General features: G+C 59.2%; 16 protein-coding genes. 13 read left to right on the top strand and 3 right to left on the bottom strand.

Annotation, left to right across the window (positions count from 1 at the left end; all coding sequences use genetic code 11):
* Positions 1-193 precede the first annotated feature (193 nt).
* The 3 genes from JJD66_RS04000 to JJD66_RS03990 all read left to right on the top strand — a co-directional run bounded on the left by JJD66_RS04000 (position 194) and on the right by JJD66_RS03990 (position 3,833).
* On the top strand, positions 194-1,456 hold the full coding sequence (locus JJD66_RS04000) for an ATP-binding protein (RefSeq protein WP_200647614.1): 1,263 nt from the start codon (positions 194-196) through the stop codon (positions 1,454-1,456).
* The gene (locus JJD66_RS03995; RefSeq protein ID WP_003171731.1) at positions 1,449-2,009 is read left to right on the top strand and encodes a response regulator transcription factor; all 561 of its coding nucleotides are present in this window, start codon (positions 1,449-1,451) and stop codon (positions 2,007-2,009) included. Before JJD66_RS04000 ends, JJD66_RS03995 begins: the two co-directional genes overlap by 8 nt.
* A gap of 99 nt (positions 2,010-2,108) precedes the next feature.
* Positions 2,109-3,833, top strand: a complete 1,725-nt coding sequence (locus JJD66_RS03990) for an ABC transporter ATP-binding protein/permease (protein WP_200647613.1) — start codon at positions 2,109-2,111, stop codon at positions 3,831-3,833.
* A 195-nt stretch (positions 3,834-4,028) separates the two neighbouring features.
* Here the strand turns inward: JJD66_RS03990 and JJD66_RS03985 are convergent, their stop codons facing one another.
* Positions 4,029-4,466 (bottom strand): YhcB family protein, encoded by a 438-nt coding sequence (locus JJD66_RS03985; RefSeq protein WP_003171734.1) that lies wholly within the window; start codon positions 4,464-4,466, stop codon positions 4,029-4,031.
* Between the two features lie 146 nt (positions 4,467-4,612).
* On the opposite strand from JJD66_RS03985, the gene JJD66_RS03980 reads away from it, so the two are divergent.
* From JJD66_RS03980 to zapE, 3 genes are all read left to right on the top strand, one after another.
* The gene (locus JJD66_RS03980; RefSeq protein WP_073843252.1) at positions 4,613-5,242 is read left to right on the top strand and encodes an alpha/beta hydrolase; all 630 of its coding nucleotides are present in this window, start codon (positions 4,613-4,615) and stop codon (positions 5,240-5,242) included.
* Positions 5,243-5,258: 16 nt separating this feature from the next.
* Entirely contained in the window at positions 5,259-6,614 is a 1,356-nt protein-coding gene (locus tag JJD66_RS03975; RefSeq protein WP_198861699.1) for a tryptophan--tRNA ligase, read from the top strand.
* Positions 6,615-6,693: 79 nt separating this feature from the next.
* Positions 6,694-7,788, top strand: coding sequence for a cell division protein ZapE (zapE, locus tag JJD66_RS03970; RefSeq protein WP_003188500.1), 1,095 nt, complete (start codon positions 6,694-6,696; stop codon positions 7,786-7,788).
* 138 nt (positions 7,789-7,926) lie between these two features.
* Here zapE and JJD66_RS03965 read toward each other — a convergent pair whose 3' ends face one another.
* Entirely contained in the window at positions 7,927-8,847 is a 921-nt protein-coding gene (locus tag JJD66_RS03965) for a GlxA family transcriptional regulator (RefSeq protein WP_169918830.1), read from the bottom strand.
* Positions 8,848-9,067: 220 nt separating this feature from the next.
* Here JJD66_RS03965 and JJD66_RS03960 point away from each other — a divergent pair, with 220 nt between their 5' ends.
* Positions 9,068-10,204, top strand: coding sequence for an acyl-CoA dehydrogenase family protein (locus JJD66_RS03960; RefSeq protein WP_200647612.1), 1,137 nt, complete (start codon positions 9,068-9,070; stop codon positions 10,202-10,204).
* 113 nt (positions 10,205-10,317) lie between these two features.
* On the opposite strand, the gene JJD66_RS03955 is transcribed toward JJD66_RS03960, so the two are convergent.
* On the bottom strand, positions 10,318-11,358 hold the full coding sequence (locus JJD66_RS03955; RefSeq protein WP_200647611.1) for an NADP(H)-dependent aldo-keto reductase: 1,041 nt from the start codon (positions 11,356-11,358) through the stop codon (positions 10,318-10,320).
* 250 nt (positions 11,359-11,608) lie between these two features.
* On the opposite strand from JJD66_RS03955, the gene rplM reads away from it, so the two are divergent.
* The 6 genes from rplM to JJD66_RS03925 all read left to right on the top strand — a co-directional run bounded on the left by rplM (position 11,609) and on the right by JJD66_RS03925 (position 16,060).
* Positions 11,609-12,037, top strand: coding sequence for a 50S ribosomal protein L13 (gene rplM / locus JJD66_RS03950; protein ID WP_003188508.1), 429 nt, complete (start codon positions 11,609-11,611; stop codon positions 12,035-12,037).
* Between the two features lie 14 nt (positions 12,038-12,051).
* A complete protein-coding gene (gene rpsI, locus JJD66_RS03945; RefSeq protein WP_002555064.1) occupies positions 12,052-12,444 on the top strand; it encodes a 30S ribosomal protein S9 in 393 nt (130 codons plus the stop codon).
* A 266-nt stretch (positions 12,445-12,710) separates the two neighbouring features.
* On the top strand, positions 12,711-13,304 hold the full coding sequence (gene petA, locus JJD66_RS03940) for a ubiquinol-cytochrome c reductase iron-sulfur subunit (RefSeq protein WP_003188524.1): 594 nt from the start codon (positions 12,711-12,713) through the stop codon (positions 13,302-13,304).
* Positions 13,304-14,515 (top strand): cytochrome b, encoded by a 1,212-nt coding sequence (locus JJD66_RS03935; protein WP_003188526.1) that lies wholly within the window; start codon positions 13,304-13,306, stop codon positions 14,513-14,515. The genes petA and JJD66_RS03935 overlap by 1 nt, the downstream gene beginning before the upstream one ends.
* Entirely contained in the window at positions 14,515-15,294 is a 780-nt protein-coding gene (locus tag JJD66_RS03930; RefSeq protein WP_200647610.1) for a cytochrome c1, read from the top strand. The genes JJD66_RS03935 and JJD66_RS03930 overlap by 1 nt, the downstream gene beginning before the upstream one ends.
* A gap of 148 nt (positions 15,295-15,442) precedes the next feature.
* On the top strand, positions 15,443-16,060 hold the full coding sequence (locus tag JJD66_RS03925) for a glutathione S-transferase N-terminal domain-containing protein (protein ID WP_003188529.1): 618 nt from the start codon (positions 15,443-15,445) through the stop codon (positions 16,058-16,060).
* Positions 16,061-16,067: the final 7 nt, after the last annotated feature.

Here is a 16,067-nt window from a genome sequence, read left to right as displayed (position 1 = left end):
GGCATGATGATGCCCATCGGTGGGCGGTAGGCCTCTGGGTGGTCCGATGCTCACCTTGGTTCCTGTAAGTAATGCGCCAAATTATGTGGGCAGGAGAAGGCCGCGCTGTGGCGGTTTGCCGCATAAGCCCTGCCGTCCTCGTGTCTTGGTTATACTCGGTGCGATATACCTGCAGCGCTCATCAGGAGAGCTCATGCTCGCCGCCGTAAAACTGACTTCCGCCACCCGCCAGAACCTTTGGCGCCTGACGTTCATTCGCACCCTGGTATTGGCCGCACAGGCCGGTTCCGTCGGGCTTGCCTATTGGTTCGACCTGCTGCCGCTGCCCTGGCTGCAATTGGCCGTGACCCTGGGCTTCTCCACCGTATTGTGTGTGTTCACCGCCATTCGACTGCGCACCACTTGGCCTGTGACCGAGCTGGAATACGCCCTGCAACTGGCCTGCGACCTGTTTATCCACAGCGTGTTGCTGTACTTCTCCGGTGGTTCTACCAACCCCTTCGTCTCCTACTACCTGGTGCCTTTGACCATCGCTGCCGTCACCCTGCCGTGGCGCTATTCGGTGGTGCTGTCGGGCATTGCGCTGACGCTGTACACCCTGCTGTTGGCGCAGTTCTACCCCTTGCAGACATTCCCCATCGCCCGGGAAAACCTGCAGATCTACGGGATGTGGTTGAGCTTTGCCTTGTCTGCGGCAGTCATTACCTTCTTTGCCGCGCGCATGGCCGAAGAATTGCGCCGCCAGGAAGAACTGCGCGCCATTCGCCGTGAAGAGGGCCTGCGTGACCAGCAACTGCTGGCCGTTGCCACCCAGGCCGCTGGCGCCGCCCATGAGTTGGGCACGCCGCTGGCGACCATGAGCGTGCTGCTCAAGGAAATGACCCAGGACCATCACGACCCGGTCCTGCAGGATGATTTGAGCGTACTGCAGGAGCAGGTCAAACAGTGCAAGCTGACGCTGCAGCAACTGGTGCGCGCCGCCGAAGCCAATCGTCGTCTGGCGGTCGAAATGCAAGACGTCACCCAGTGGCTCGATGAGGCACTCAACCGCTGGCACCTGATGCGTCCCGAAGCCAGTTACCGTTTCAACCTGTTGGGCCAAGGCAGCGTACCGCGCATGGCGCCACCGCCGGACCTGACCCAGGCGCTGCTCAACTTGCTGAACAATGCAGCCGACGCCTGCCCTGAAGGCCTCGGGGTGCAGTTGGACTGGGACGCGGAAAACGTCACCATCAGCATTCGTGACCACGGCGCGGGCGTGCCGCTGGCCATTGCCGAGCAAATCGGCAAACCCTTCTTTACCACCAAGGGCAAAGGCTTCGGCCTGGGCCTGTTTTTGAGCAAGGCTAGCGTGACCCGCGCGGGCGGCTCAGTGAAGCTCTATAGTCATGAGGAAGGTGGCACGCTCACCGAGCTGCGCCTGCCCCGTGTCGCACGAGGAGATATCGATGAGTGACGAGATCCAAGTCGAAGGCGAAGAACTGCCGCACCTGTTGCTGGTAGATGACGACGCGACCTTTACCCGCGTGATGGCGCGCGCCATGAGCCGGCGCGGTTTTCGCGTCAGCACCGCAGGTTCTGCCGAAGAAGGCCTGACCATCGCCCAGGCCGACCTGCCGGACTACGCCGCCCTCGACCTTAAAATGGACGGCGACTCGGGCCTGGTGCTGCTGCCCAAGCTGCTGGAACTCGATCCGGAAATGCGCGTGGTGATCCTCACCGGTTACTCCAGCATCGCCACCGCCGTCGAGGCGATCAAGCGCGGCGCCTGCAACTACCTGTGCAAACCCGCGGATGCCGACGACGTGCTGGCCGCCTTGCTGTCCGAGCATGCCGACCTCGACACCCTGGTGCCGGAAAATCCGATGTCGGTGGACCGCCTGCAGTGGGAACACATCCAGCGCGTGTTGACCGAACACGAAGGCAACATCTCCGCCACCGCCCGCGCCCTGGGCATGCACCGCCGCACGCTGCAACGCAAGTTGCAGAAGCGCCCGGTACGACGCTGAACGGCGACTGAACAACTCACTTCAGGCTGCACGGACGCACGAACCGATCACCTATGATCGGTTCAAACGCCTGTGACTTTTTCCTACCGAGCCTGAACGATGAATCAGAACGCTGAATATCGCGCGGTCAACGACGCGGTGCGTGGGCAATTCTTCCGCCGAACCTGGGCGATGATCACACCCTATTGGCGCAGTGAAGAGAAGGGCAGGGCCTGGCTGCTGCTGGCCGCAGTGATTGGCCTGTCGCTGTTCAGCGTGGCGATCTCCGTGTGGATCAACCACTGGTACAAAGACTTCTACAACGCCCTGGAGAAGAAAGACACCGCGGCCTTCTGGCAACTGATCGGCTATTTCGGCGGGATCGCGGCGGTGGCGATACTCGGCGCGGTGTACCGCCTTTACCTGACCCAGATGCTGACGATCCGCTGGCGCGCCTGGCTCACCGAAAAACACTTCAGCCGTTGGCTGGCCCACAAGAATTATTACCAGCTGGAGCAGGGCGGCTACACCGATAACCCGGACCAGCGGATTTCCGAAGACCTTAACAACTTCACGTCCGGTACCTTGAGCCTGGGCCTTGGGTTGCTGCGTAACGTGGTCAGCCTGGTGTCATTCTCGATCATCCTGTGGGGCGTCTCGGGTAGCATCGAAGTGTTCGGCGTCACCATCCCCGGTTACATGTTCTGGTGTGCGCTGCTGTACGCCGCTGTGGGCAGTTGGCTGACGCACTTGATCGGCCGGCGCTTGATCGGCCTGAGCAATCAACAGCAACGCTTCGAAGCGGACCTGCGTTTTTCCATGGTGCGGGTGCGTGAGAATGCCGAAAGTATTGCCCTGTACAACGGCGAGCCGAATGAAAGGCAACGCCTGAGTTCGCGCTTCGGCAAGGTCTGGCAGAACTTCTGGGACATCATGAAAGTGTCCAAGCGCCTGACCTTTTTCACCGCTGGCTACAGCCAGATCGCGATCATCTTCCCCTTTATCGTCGCCGCGCCGCGCTACTTCACTGGCAAGATCGAGCTGGGCGAGCTGATGCAAATCAACTCGGCGTTCGGCAACGTGCAAGAGAACTTCAGCTGGTTTATCAACGCCTATTCGGAGCTGGCGACATGGCGCGCCACCAGCGACCGTCTGCTGAGTTTCCAGCAGGCCATGAGCGACAACGAGCAACGCACGCCGGCGATCGACGTGCGCCCTGAAGGCGAGCGCCTGGTGATCAAGGACCTGGGCATGGACCTGGCCGACGGCCGCCATTTGCTCACCGACGCCCACATGACCGTGGAGCCTGGCCAGCGCGTCATGCTCAGCGGGCGTTCCGGCAGCGGCAAGAGCACTTTGCTGCGGGCGATGGGGCATCTGTGGCCCGCCGGTCATGGCAGCATTCGCTTGCCGGCGACGCGCTACCTGTTCCTGCCGCAAAAGCCTTACCTGCCGATTGGTACGCTCAAGGCCGTGTTGAGTTATCCACAGGACGACAGTGTCTATTCACCAGAACGTTATGCACAGGTGCTGGAAACCTGTCGCCTGCCCCATCTGGTCAGCCGCCTGGATGAAGCCAACCACTGGCAACGCATGCTCTCGCCCGGCGAGCAACAGCGCCTGGCCTTTGCCCGCGCGTTGTTGTTTGCACCGCGATGGCTGTACATGGATGAGGCTACCTCGGCCATGGATGAAGAAGACGAAGCAACCTTGTACCAGGCGTTGATCGATGAGTTGCCGGGGTTGAGCATCGTCAGCGTCGGCCACCGCAGCAGCCTCAAGCGCTTTCATGGGCGGTATGTGCGCATTGACGGTGGGCGGTTGCAGGAACAACAACTCACTTGAGCGCCTGCTCGCTCAATGTGGGAGCCGGGCTTGCCCGCGATGGCGGAGTGCCTGAGGCAGGTGTGTCAACGGGCACACCGCTATCGCAGGCAAGCCAGCTCCCACAGGGGCATGGTGTTGTCTGATGGTTCAGGCACCCAACAAAAAGCCCGGCTGATCATCGATCAGCCGGGCTTTTTGTTGCTCGAAGATGACTTACTTCTTCAAGCCGTAATGCTCATCCAACATGCCTGGAGCGTTCGGCGTCTTTGGCGCGTAGTCCCGTGGTGGCTCCTGGTTTTCCCGAGGCGGGGTCAGGCGTTCCCGTGGGGTTTGCGGGGCATCGGAATGCAGCGCGGCCAGCAGGCGCTGGCGGGTGATGTCGTCGAGGGCCAGGCGGTTAGCGCCATCGGCGAGGTGATCCTGTACTTCCTGGTAGCTCTGGGTGAGCTTCTTGACCAGGGTCGCGGTGCTGTTGAAGTGGGTAACAACCTCGTTCTGATAACTGTCAAAACGTTCCTGAATGTCATCCAACTGACGCTGCGTGCGGTTAGGCGCGGCATTCGGCAGCAGGCGGGCAACCAGGAAACCAATGGCGACACCGGCAACCAGGGCAAGAGTCGGCAACAACCAAACTAAGAGCGAGTGTTCCACGAGTCCTTCCTCTATAAACGGCTTTGCTTTACGTTAACGGCTCAAACCTGCGCTGTATACCGCGATTAAGCTCGCAATGATGCCATGCACAGACTTTTAGCTAGACGAGTCGACCCCTTGAGAGGTCACGGAGTTCATCCTTGCTCATGCGTGAAACCCCCGTTTTGATCGATGGCCCGGTGGGCCAATTGGAAGCCTTGTACCTGGATCACCCCGAACCACGTGGCCTGGCGCTGGTTTGCCACCCTAACCCGGTGCAGGGGGGGACCATGCTCAATAAAGTCGTCTCGACCCTGCAACGCACTGCCCGCGATGCGGGTTTGATTACTTTGCGCTTCAATTACCGTGGCGTGGGTGCCAGTGCCGGTACTCACGATATGGCCACCGGTGAGGTCGACGATGCTGAAGCGGCCGCCACCTGGCTGCGGGAAAAGCACCCGGACCTGCCAATCACCTTGCTGGGTTTTTCTTTCGGTGGGTATGTGGCCGCCAGCCTCGGCGGCCGCCTGGAAGCCAAAGGTGAAAAGCTCGCACACCTGTTCATGATCGCCGCTGCGGTGATGCGCCTGCGCGATACCGACGCGTTACCGCTGGGCTGCCCGTTGACCCTGATCCAACCGGAAAGCGACGAAGTGGTTGACCCGCAGCTGGTCTACGACTGGTCCGCCGCCCTCAAACGCCCCCATGAGTTGCTGAAAGTGGCAGAATGCGGACACTTTTTTCACGGCAAGCTGACCGATCTCAAGGATCTGGTGCTGCCACGCCTTTCGAATTGATGACAAGCGATCACCCATGACGACCCGTACCCGTATCCTCACCGGCATCACCACCACCGGCACGCCGCACCTGGGCAACTACGCCGGTGCGATTCGCCCGGCGATCCTCGCCAGCGAAGACGCGAATGCCGATTCCTTCTACTTCCTGGCCGACTACCACGCCCTGATCAAATGCGATGACCCGCAGCGCATCCAGCGCTCGCGTATGGAAATCGCCGCGACCTGGCTGGCCGGTGGCCTGGATGTGAACCGGGTGACCTTCTACCGCCAGTCGGACATCCCGGAAATCCCCGAGCTGACCTGGCTGCTGACCTGCGTTGCCGCCAAGGGCCTGCTCAACCGCGCCCATGCCTACAAGGCCTCGGTGGACAAGAACGTGGAAAACGGTGAAGACCCGGATGCGGGCATCAGCATGGGCCTGTACAGCTACCCGGTGCTGATGGCAGCGGACATCCTGATGTTCAACGCGCACAAGGTGCCGGTGGGCCGCGACCAGATCCAGCACGTGGAAATGGCCCGCGACATCGGCCAGCGCTTCAACCACCTGTTCGGCAACGGTAAAGAATTCTTCACCATGCCCGAGGCACTGATCGAAGAAAGCGTGGCCACCTTGCCGGGCCTGGATGGCCGCAAGATGTCCAAGAGCTACGACAACACCATCCCATTGTTCACCAGCGCCAAGGACATGAAGGACGCGATCTCGCGGATCGTCACCGACTCCCGCGCGCCAGGCGAAGCCAAGGACCCGGACAATTCGCACCTGTTCACCCTGTACCAGGCGTTTGCGACCAAGGCCCAGGAAGCCCAATTCCGTGGCGAGCTGCTAGAAGGCCTGGGCTGGGGCGAGGCGAAGAACCGTCTGTTCCAACTGCTCGACGGCCAGCTCGGCGAAGCGCGCGAGCGTTACCATCAACTGATGGCGCGCCCATCGGACATGGAGGACCTGCTGCAGGTCGGCGCCAAGAAGGCCCGCGCTGTGGCGGCACCGTTCCTGGCCGAGCTGCGTGAAGCGGTGGGCCTGCGTTCGTTCGTCAACCAGACGGCGGCGCCGGTCGCCACCAAGAAAAAAGCAGCGAAGGCTGCACGGTTTGTGAGCTTCCGCGAAGACGATGGCAGCTTCCGCTTCCGCCTGCTGGCGCCTAACGGTGAACAGCTTCTGGTTTCGCGCAAATTTTCTGATGGTAAGTTGGCAGGCGCTGCAACTAAAGATCTTCAGTCGGGTAAGGCACTGGATATTCGCGAAGAAGGAACCACCTTCAGCGTCTGGCTGGAAGGCTACTGCATCGCAGATGGGCCTTTCTTCGAAGAGATTTCATCTCGCGATGCCGCCATCGCCGCTTTGCGCGCTGCGTTGACCCCAATCGAGGATTAACCCGACCAAGGGTTGATTGCCATTATCCAGGGCCGTCGTTACAGTGTCGGCCCGTTTTTGTTGCCTTGCTAACGAAATTATGACGCCCCTAGAACGATATCAAGCTGATCTGAAACGCCCCGAGTTCTTCCACGACGCGGCCCAGGAAAATGCCGTGCGTCATTTGCAGCGCCTGTACGAGGACCTCGTGGCCGCGTCGCAAAGTAAGCCAGGGATGTTCAGCAAGCTGTTTGGCAAGAAAGACCACACGCCGGTCAAGGGCCTGTATTTCTGGGGCGGCGTGGGCCGGGGCAAGACTTACCTGGTAGACACCTTCTTTGAAGCACTGCCGTTCAAGGAAAAGGTGCGTACGCACTTCCACCGCTTCATGAAGCGCGTGCACGAAGAGATGAAGACCCTGCCGGGCGAGAAAAACCCGCTGACCATCATCGCCAAGCGTTTCTCCCAAGAGGCCCGGGTGATCTGCTTCGATGAATTCTTCGTCTCTGACATCACCGACGCCATGATCCTTGGCACGCTGATGGAAGAACTGTTCAAGAACGGTGTGACCCTGGTGGCCACGTCGAACATCGTGCCCGATGGCCTGTACAAGGACGGCCTGCAACGTGCGCGCTTCCTGCCGGCCATTGCGCTGATCAAGCAGAACACCGATATCGTCAACGTCGACAGCGGCGTCGACTACCGCTTGCGTCATCTGGAGCAAGCCGAGCTGTTCCACTTCCCGCTCAACGAAGCAGCACACGAAAGCCTGAAGAAAAGCTTCCGTGCCCTGACGCCGGAATGCACCCAGGCGGTGGAAAACGACAAGCTGATGATCGAGAACCGCGAAATCATCGCACTGCGCACCTGCGATGACGTGGCCTGGTTCGAGTTCCGCCAACTGTGCGATGGGCCGCGCAGCCAGAACGATTACATCGAGCTGGGCAAGATCTTCCACGCCGTGATCTTGAGTGGTGTGGAGCAGATGGGCGTGACCACCGACGATATCGCCCGACGGTTCATCAACATGGTCGATGAGTTCTACGACCGTAACGTCAAGCTGATCATCTCGGCGGAAGTCGAACTCAAGGACCTCTATACCGGCGGCCGCTTGAATTTCGAATTCCAGCGCACCCTGAGCCGCCTGCTGGAAATGCAGTCCCACGAGTTCCTGTCGCGCGGCCACAAGCCTTAATCAATCTCCGGCTCAATGGAGATCTAATGTGGGAGCCGGGCTTGCCCGCGATGGGGGTGTATCAGTCAACTATAGGCTGGCTGATACACCGTCATCGCAGGCAAGCCAGCTCCCACAATGGTTTGTGTTGGCCTGGAGTCAGGCGGCCTGCTGAAATTGCTGGCGATACTGGTTGGGCGACAACTCCGTGTGCTGCCTGAACAACCGCGCAAAGAAACTCGCATCGTCGTAACCCACCTCGTAGCTGATGGTCTTGATGCTCTTGCGGCTGCCCGAGAGCAGGCCCTTGGCGGTCTCGATGCGCAGGCGTTGCAGGTAATGCAGCGGCTTGTCACCGGTCGCGGTCTGGAAGCGGCGCATGAAGTTGCGGATGCTCATGCCGTGTTCCCGGGCGACGTCTTCAAAGCGGAATTTGTCGGCAAAGTGCTCTTCAAGCCAATGCTGGATCTGCAGGATGATCACGTCCTGATGCAGCTTCTGCCCGCCAAACCCGATCCGCCCCGGTGAATAGTTGCGCTGCACCTCATAGAGAATGTCGCGGGCCACCGCCTGGGCGATGTTGGCGCCGCAGAAGCGTTCGATCAGGTAGATATAAAGGTCGCAGGCCGACGTGGTGCCGCCGGCGCAATACAGGTTATCGGCATCCGTGAGGTGCTTGTCCTGGTTGAGCTGCACCTTGGGGAAGCGCTCGCTGAAGGCATTGAAGAAGCGCCAGTAGGTGGTCGCCTCTTTGCCATCGAGCAGCCCGGCTTCGGCCAGCCAGAACACCCCGGTGGCCTCGCCGCAGAGTACGGCGCCGCGGGCGTGCTGTTCGCGCAGCCACGGCAGCACCTGCGGGTAGCGGGAGCACAGGGCATCGAAGTCGTCCCAGAAAGCTGGCAGCACAATGATGTCGGCGTCTTCGAGGCCGCCGTCCACCGGCATGATCACATCGCTGAAGCTGCGCACGGACTGGCCGTCGGGGCTGACCAAGCGCGTTTCGAACCCTGGGGTCAGGCCCAGGCCTTGCTGTTTGCCATGGCGCAGGCTGGCGAGATGGAAGAAATCCTTGGCTTGCATGAGGGTTGAAGCGAATACCCGATCAATGGCCAAAATGCTGACGCGCCGCAACGGCGTGGAGATTTGGTTAGACATAATTTCATTTATTCTTATAGGGGAAAGTGGTCACCAGACGGCTGGATCGTCTTATTTTTTGTCGCATGTGTCCAGTGTCCCGTGACGCCTTCGGGGCATAGGCTCTGTGGGCTCGTCCTTGTCCGACAATCCACGCAGGTGACCCATGATCCCCAGAACCTTGTTCAGCTCGGAGCACGAACTCTTCCGTGAGAGCGTGCGCACCTTCCTCGAAAAGCACGCCGTGCCCTTCCATGGGCAATGGGAAAAGCAGGGCTATATCGAACGTAACCTGTGGAACCAGGCGGGGGAGGCGGGCATGTTGTGTTCCCACCTGCCGGAGGAATATGGCGGGCTGGGCGCAGATTTTCTCTACAGCGCGGTGGTGATCGAAGAAGTCAGCCGCCTGGGGTTGACCGGCATCGGCTTTTCCCTGCACTCGGATATCGTCGCGCCTTACATCCTGCATTACGGCAGTGAAGCACTGAAGCACAAGTACCTGCCCAAGTTGATCTCCGGGGAGATGGTCACGGCCATTGCCATGACCGAGCCGGGCGCTGGTTCCGACCTGCAGGGCGTCAAGACCACAGCGGTTTTGGACGGCGATGAGTACGTGATCAACGGCTCCAAGACCTTTATCACCAATGGCTACCTGGCCGATCTGGTGATCGTCGTTGCCAAGACCGACCCCAAGGCCGGCGCCAAGGGCACCAGCCTGTTCCTGGTAGAAGCCGACACGCCGGGCTTCGACAAGGGCAAGCGCCTGGAGAAAGTCGGCATGAAGGCGCAGGACACCTCGGAGCTGTTCTTCCAGGATGTGCGCGTGCCCAAGGAAAACCTGCTGGGCCAGGCGGGCATGGGCTTTGCGTACCTGATGCAGGAACTGCCGCAAGAACGCCTGACTGTGGTGATTGGCGCGCTGTCTTCAGCCGAAGCGGCGTTGCAATGGACCCTTGAGTACACGCGAGAGCGCAAGGCGTTCGGCAAGGCGATTGCCGATTTCCAGAACACCCGGTTCAAGCTGGCGGAGATGGCCACCGAGATTCAGATTGGCCGCGTGTTTGTCGATCAGTGCATGGCCTTGCATCTGGAAGGCAAGCTGGACGTGCCCACGGCGGCGATGGCCAAGTACTGGGCCACAGACCTGCAGTGCAAGGTGCTCGATGAGTGCGTGCAGTTACATGGCGGCTACGGCTTCATGTGGGAATACCCGATTGCCCGGGCCTGGGCGGATGCGCGGGTGCAGCGCATTTATGCGGGGACCAATGAGATCATGAAGGAGATCATTGCGAGGGCGCTTTGATGTTCTGGTGTTCTTGATGGCCTCATCGCAGGCAAGCCAGCTCCCACACTTGAATGCATTCACAGATCAAAATGTGGGAGCTGGCTTGCCTGCGATAGCGGTCTACCGATCAATCAAGGCGCTGGATTCGGATGATCCTTCTGAATCGCCTCAATCCCATCCAGCACCTCTTTCGACAATTTCAGTTCGGCACTGGCGATGTTGCTGTCCAGTTGTTCCAGTGATGTGGCCCCAATGATATTGCTGGTCACAAACGGCTGCTGTGTCACAAACGCCAGCGCCATCTGCGCCGGGTCCAGGCCATGCTCGCGCGCCAACGCCACATACCGGCTGCACGCCGCTTCCGATTGCGGGTTGAAGTAGCGGCTGAAACGGCTGTACTCGGTCAGGCGCGCCTTGGCCGGACGTGCGCCGTCTTCATACTTGCCACTGAGCATGCCGAACGCCAAAGGCGAATAGGCCAGCAAGCCGCACTGCTCACGAATGGCAACTTCCGCCAGGCCCACTTCAAAGCTGCGGTTGAGCAGGTTGTAGGGGTTCTGGATCGACACTGCACGCGGCCAGCCGCGGGCTTCGGCCAGGGCGAGGAACTTCATGGTGCCCCACGGCGTTTCGTTGGACAGGCCAATGTGGCGGATCTTGCCGGCCTTCACCTGTTCATCCAGGGCTTCGAGCGTTTCCTCCAGTGGCGTGAGGTCGTCTTCGTCCTTGTGCTTGTAGCTCAACTGGCCGAAGAAGTTGGTGCTGCGCTCCGGCCAATGCAGTTGGTAGAGGTCGATCCAGTCGGTCTGCAGGCGCTTGAGGCTGGCGTCGAGGGCTGCGCCGATGTGCTTGCGGTTGTGGCGCAGGTGGCCATCGCGGATGTAGTCGATGGTGTTGCCGGGGCCGGCGATTTTGCTGGCAAGGATCCAGTCGGCGCGGTCGCCACGGCTTTTGAAGTAGTTGCCGATGTAGCGCTCGGTGGTGGCATAGGTGTCGGCCTTGGGCGGCACCGGGTACATTTCTGCAGTGTCGAGGAAGTTGATCCCCGCGACCTTGGCCCGTTCGATCTGCGCGAAGGCCTCTGCCTCGCTGTTCTGCTCGCCCCAGGTCATGGTGCCCAACGCGATCGCGCTGACATTCAGATCGGTGCGGCCCAGCTGTCGGTAATCCATCGGGTACTCCTTCGGGGGAAAACAATCATAAAAGCAGGTTGAATTTTTTTTCGCAATCTGCATAATTGCCCACCTCTTTCTGCAGTGGAAGTGATGCGCCGCCTGCCGAAGAATCTTGCCGTTGAACGGACGCGCCGACCCGAGCCCCCGATAGCGTCTGTATCCGGCTGCCTTTGACCTTGTCAAAGTACGCACTATTCAGTAAGATCCGCCGTCTAAATTTACAGGCGGCCCCTGAGGCTATTAAAGAATGACAACTTTTACTGCAAAACCGGAAACAGTTCAGCGCGACTGGTTTGTCGTCGACGCCGCTGGTCAGACCCTGGGTCGTCTGGCCACTGAAGTCGCCAGCCGTCTGCGTGGCAAGCACAAGCCTGAATACACCCCGCACGTTGATACCGGCGACTACATCGTCATCATCAATGCTGAGCAGGTTCGTGTAACCGGCAACAAAGCAAGCGACAAAATGTACTACCGTCACTCCGGTTTCCCAGGCGGTATCAAGTCTTCCAACTTCGAAGGCCTGATTGCCAAGAAGCCTGAAGCCCCGATCGAAATCGCGGTCAAAGGCATGCTGCCTAAGGGCCCACTGGGTCGCGATATGTTTCGCAAGCTGAAAGTCTATGCGGGCGCTGTACACCCTCATGCTGCTCAGCAGCCCCAAGAACTGAAGTTTTAACGGAATAGTTCATTATGTCGGCGACTCAAAATTACGGCACTGGCCGTCGCAAAACCGCAACCGCACGCGTTTTCCTGCGTCCGGGCACTGGTAACATCTCGATCAACAACCGCTCCCTGGACAACTTCTTCGGTCGCGAAACTGCCCGCATGGTAGTTCGTCAGCCGCTGGAATTGACCGAGACCGTTGAAAAGTTCGACATCTACGTCACCGTTATCGGTGGCGGTGTAAGTGGTCAAGCTGGCGCAATCCGCCACGGTATCACTCGCGCTCTGATGCAGTACGACGAAACCCTGCGTGGCGCTCTGCGCAAAGCTGGCTTCGTGACTCGCGATGCTCGTGAAGTTGAACGTAAGAAAGTCGGTCTGCGTAAAGCGCGTAAGCGTCCGCAGTACTCGAAGCGTTAATTCGCTTTACGTTCCACAAAAACGCCCAGCCTCCTCACGGAGCTGGGCGTTTTTTATTGCCTGTGATTTATGCACTTTTTTCGCCGTGACAACTTGCCACATCCGTAGACCCCCTATACTACAAGGCCTGGAGACGGAGCTCCGGGCAATTCCCTTGTCATACGTGGGGCTTTTCATTACCATCCGTCAAAATTTTTATAAGTAAAGATTCAACACTTAGTAGACGCCTGATTTAACAGGCCAAAAAGCTGATGGGAGAGGACTGAATGAGCAATGACGGCGTGAATGCAGGCCGGCGTCGCTTCTTGGTAGCAGCCACATCCGTGGTGGGTGCTGCAGGAGCGGTGGGGGCTGCGGTCCCGTTCGTGGGGTCATGGTTTCCCAGTGCCAAGGCGAAAGCCGCAGGTGCACCGGTGAAGGTGAATGTCAGCAAGATCGAGCCAGGCCAGCAGATGATTGCTGAGTGGCGCGGCCAGCCGGTTTTCATTGTTCGTCGTACCGAGGAAATCCTGGGGAATCTGAAGAAGATCGAAGGCCAGCTGTCTGACCCGACATCCGAAAAGTCCGACCAGCCCGCCTACGCCAAGAACGAAGCACGTTCGATCAAGCCAGAGATTCTGCTGCTGGTTGGTCTTTGTACCCATCTGGGTTGCTCACCTACCTTCCGCCCGGAAGTGGCGCCTGTCGATTTGGGCAAAGACTGGGTCGGCGGTTATTTCTGCCCGTGCCACGGTTCCCACTATGACCTTGCGGGCCGCGTCTACAAGTCCCAGCCCGCCCCCCTGAACCTGCCGGTTCCTCCTCACAATTACGAATCTGACGACATCATTGTCATTGGCCTCGACAAGGAGAACGCGTGATGAGCAAGTTCATGGATTGGGTGGATGCGCGCTTCCCCGCCACTAAAATGTGGGAAGACCATCTCAGCAAATATTACGCACCGAAAAACTTCAACTTCTTCTACTTCTTCGGCTCCTTGGCCTTGCTGGTGCTGGTCAACCAGATCGTCACCGGCGTGTGGTTGACGATGAGCTACACGCCGTCGGCGGAAGAGGCGTTTGCTTCTGTCGAATACATCATGCGTGACGTCGAGTACGGCTCGATCCTGCGCCTGCTGCACTCCACCGGCGCGTCGGCGTTCTTTATCGTTGTCTACCTGCACATGTTCCGCGGCCTGCTCTACGGCTCGTACCAGAAGCCTCGTGAGCTGGTTTGGGTCTTCGGCATGTTGATCTATCTGGCGCTGATGGCCGAAGCCTTCATGGGCTACCTGCTACCTTGGGGCCAGATGTCGTACTGGGGCGCCCAGGTGATCATCTCGCTGTTCGGCGCAATCCCGGTGATCGGCAACGACCTGACCCAGTGGATTCGTGGTGACTACCTGATCTCCGGCATCACCCTGAACCGCTTCTTCGCCTTGCACGTGGTGGCCTTGCCGATCGTGATCCTGGGCCTGGTGGTATTGCATATCCTGGCGCTGCACGAAGTGGGTTCCAACAACCCGGATGGTGTGGACATCAAGAAGCACAAGGACGAAAACGGCATCCCGCTGGATGGCATTCCGTTCCACCCGTACTACACCGTGAAAGACATTGTCGGCGTGGTCGTGTTCCTGTTTGTGTTCTGCTCGATCGTGTTCTTTTTCCCGGAGATGGGTGGTTATTTCCTGGAGAAGCCTAACTTCGAACAGGCCAACGCCTTCAAGACACCTGAGCACATTGCCCCGGTCTGGTACTTCACGCCGTTCTACGCGATCTTGCGTGCGATCCCCGACAAACTCATGGGCGTGATCGCCATGGGCGCGGCCATCGCGGTGCTGTTCGTGCTGCCGTGGCTCGACCGTAGCCCGGTCAAGTCAATGCGCTACAAAGGTTGGCTGAGCAAGATCTGGCTGTGGGTGTTCTGCATTTCGTTCGTGATCCTGGGTGTGTTGGGTGTATTGGCGCCCACCCCTGAGCGGACGTTGCTGTCGCAGGTCTGCACCTTCCTGTACTTCGCCTACTTTATTCTGATGCCGTTCTATACCCGGCTCGAGAAGACCAAACCGGTTCCGGAAAGGGTGACTGGCTGATGAAAAAATTACTCGTTGCATTCGTGCTTGCGGCGCTGCCGCTACTGTCCTTCGCTGCCGAACATGGTGCGCAGCTGGAAAAAGTCGATATCGATGTGTCTGACAAAGCCGCCATGCAGGATGGGCTGCGTACATTCACCAACTACTGCATGGGGTGCCACAGCGCCAAGTTCCAACGGTACGAGCGCGTTGCCGATGACCTGGGCATTCCCCATGAAGTGATGCTCAGCCACGCGGTGTTCACGGGTGCCAAGATCGGCGACCACATGAACATCGGCATGCAGCCGGCCGACGCCAAGACCTGGTTCGGCGCCGCGCCGCCCGACCTCACCCTGGTGGCTCGTGTACGCGGTACCGACTGGCTCTACGGTTACCTCAAATCCTTCTACGAAGACCCTGCACGCCCCTATGGCGTGAACAACAAAGTCTTCCCGAACGTCGGCATGCCGAACGTTCTGGTCGGCCTGCAGGGGCGCCAGGTGGTAGGATGCAAACAGGTTCAGGTCGTTGAAGACGGCAAGAAGCAATATGATCCGTTGACCGGCACGCCGCTGACCCATGAAGCGTGCGATCAACTGACCATCGTGCCCAAGACCGGTACGCTGACCGAAGAGCAGTTCGACGAGAAGGTCAAGAACCTAGTGACCTTCCTGGCCTACTCGGCCAACCCGGTCAAACTGCAGCATCAGCGCATCGGTACCTACGTCTTGCTGTACCTGGCTTTCTTCTTTGTATTCGCTTATTTGCTCAAGCGTGAATACTGGAAGGATGTGCATTGATCCAACCGTAAGCAATTGCTGTTAATCTTGCGCGCCCAGCGGCATCTCTGAACACGTAGCGCCGGTTTGAACCGGACGTTACAGGGATGCTTTCTGGGCGCGCTCGTTTTTGAGCTTTCGATAATTTCAACAAGCGAGGAGGACCGCCATGGGCGTGACCAACCGGTTGGCCTGTTACTCCGACCCCGCCGACCACTATTCCCACCGAGTACGCATCGTGCTCGCAGAGAAGGGTGTCAGCGCCGAGATCATCAGTGTGGAGGCGGGCCGTCAGCCGCCGAAGCTGATCGAAGTGAACCCTTACGGCAGCTTGCCCACCCTGGTCGATCGTGACCTGGCGTTGTGGGAGTCGACCGTGGTGATGGAATACTTGGATGAGCGTTACCCTCATCCGCCTTTGCTGCCGGTGTACCCGGTGGCGCGTGCCAACAGTCGCCTGCTGATCCATCGGATCCAGCGTGACTGGTGCGGGTTGGTGGATGTGATCCTGGATTCGCGTTCCAAAGAAGCCGCTCGTGTGCAGGCGCGCAAGGAATTGCGCGAGAGCCTCACCGGCGTTTCGCCGTTGTTCGCCGATAAACCTTTTTTCCTCAGTGAGGAACAAAGCCTGGTGGACTGCTGCCTATTACCCATACTCTGGCGTTTGCCGATTCTGGGCATTGAACTGCCACGGCCGGCCAAGCCGTTGCTTGATTACATGGAGCGCCAGTTTGCGCGTGAGGCTTTCCAGGCAAGTCTGTCTGGTGCCGAACGTGATATGCGCTAAGGCTTAA

The organism is Pseudomonas sp. MF6751 (assembly GCF_016613265.1).
Lineage (GTDB): Bacteria > Pseudomonadota > Gammaproteobacteria > Pseudomonadales > Pseudomonadaceae > Aquipseudomonas > Aquipseudomonas fluorescens_BV.
This window is presented reverse-complemented; position numbering and strand designations above follow the sequence as displayed.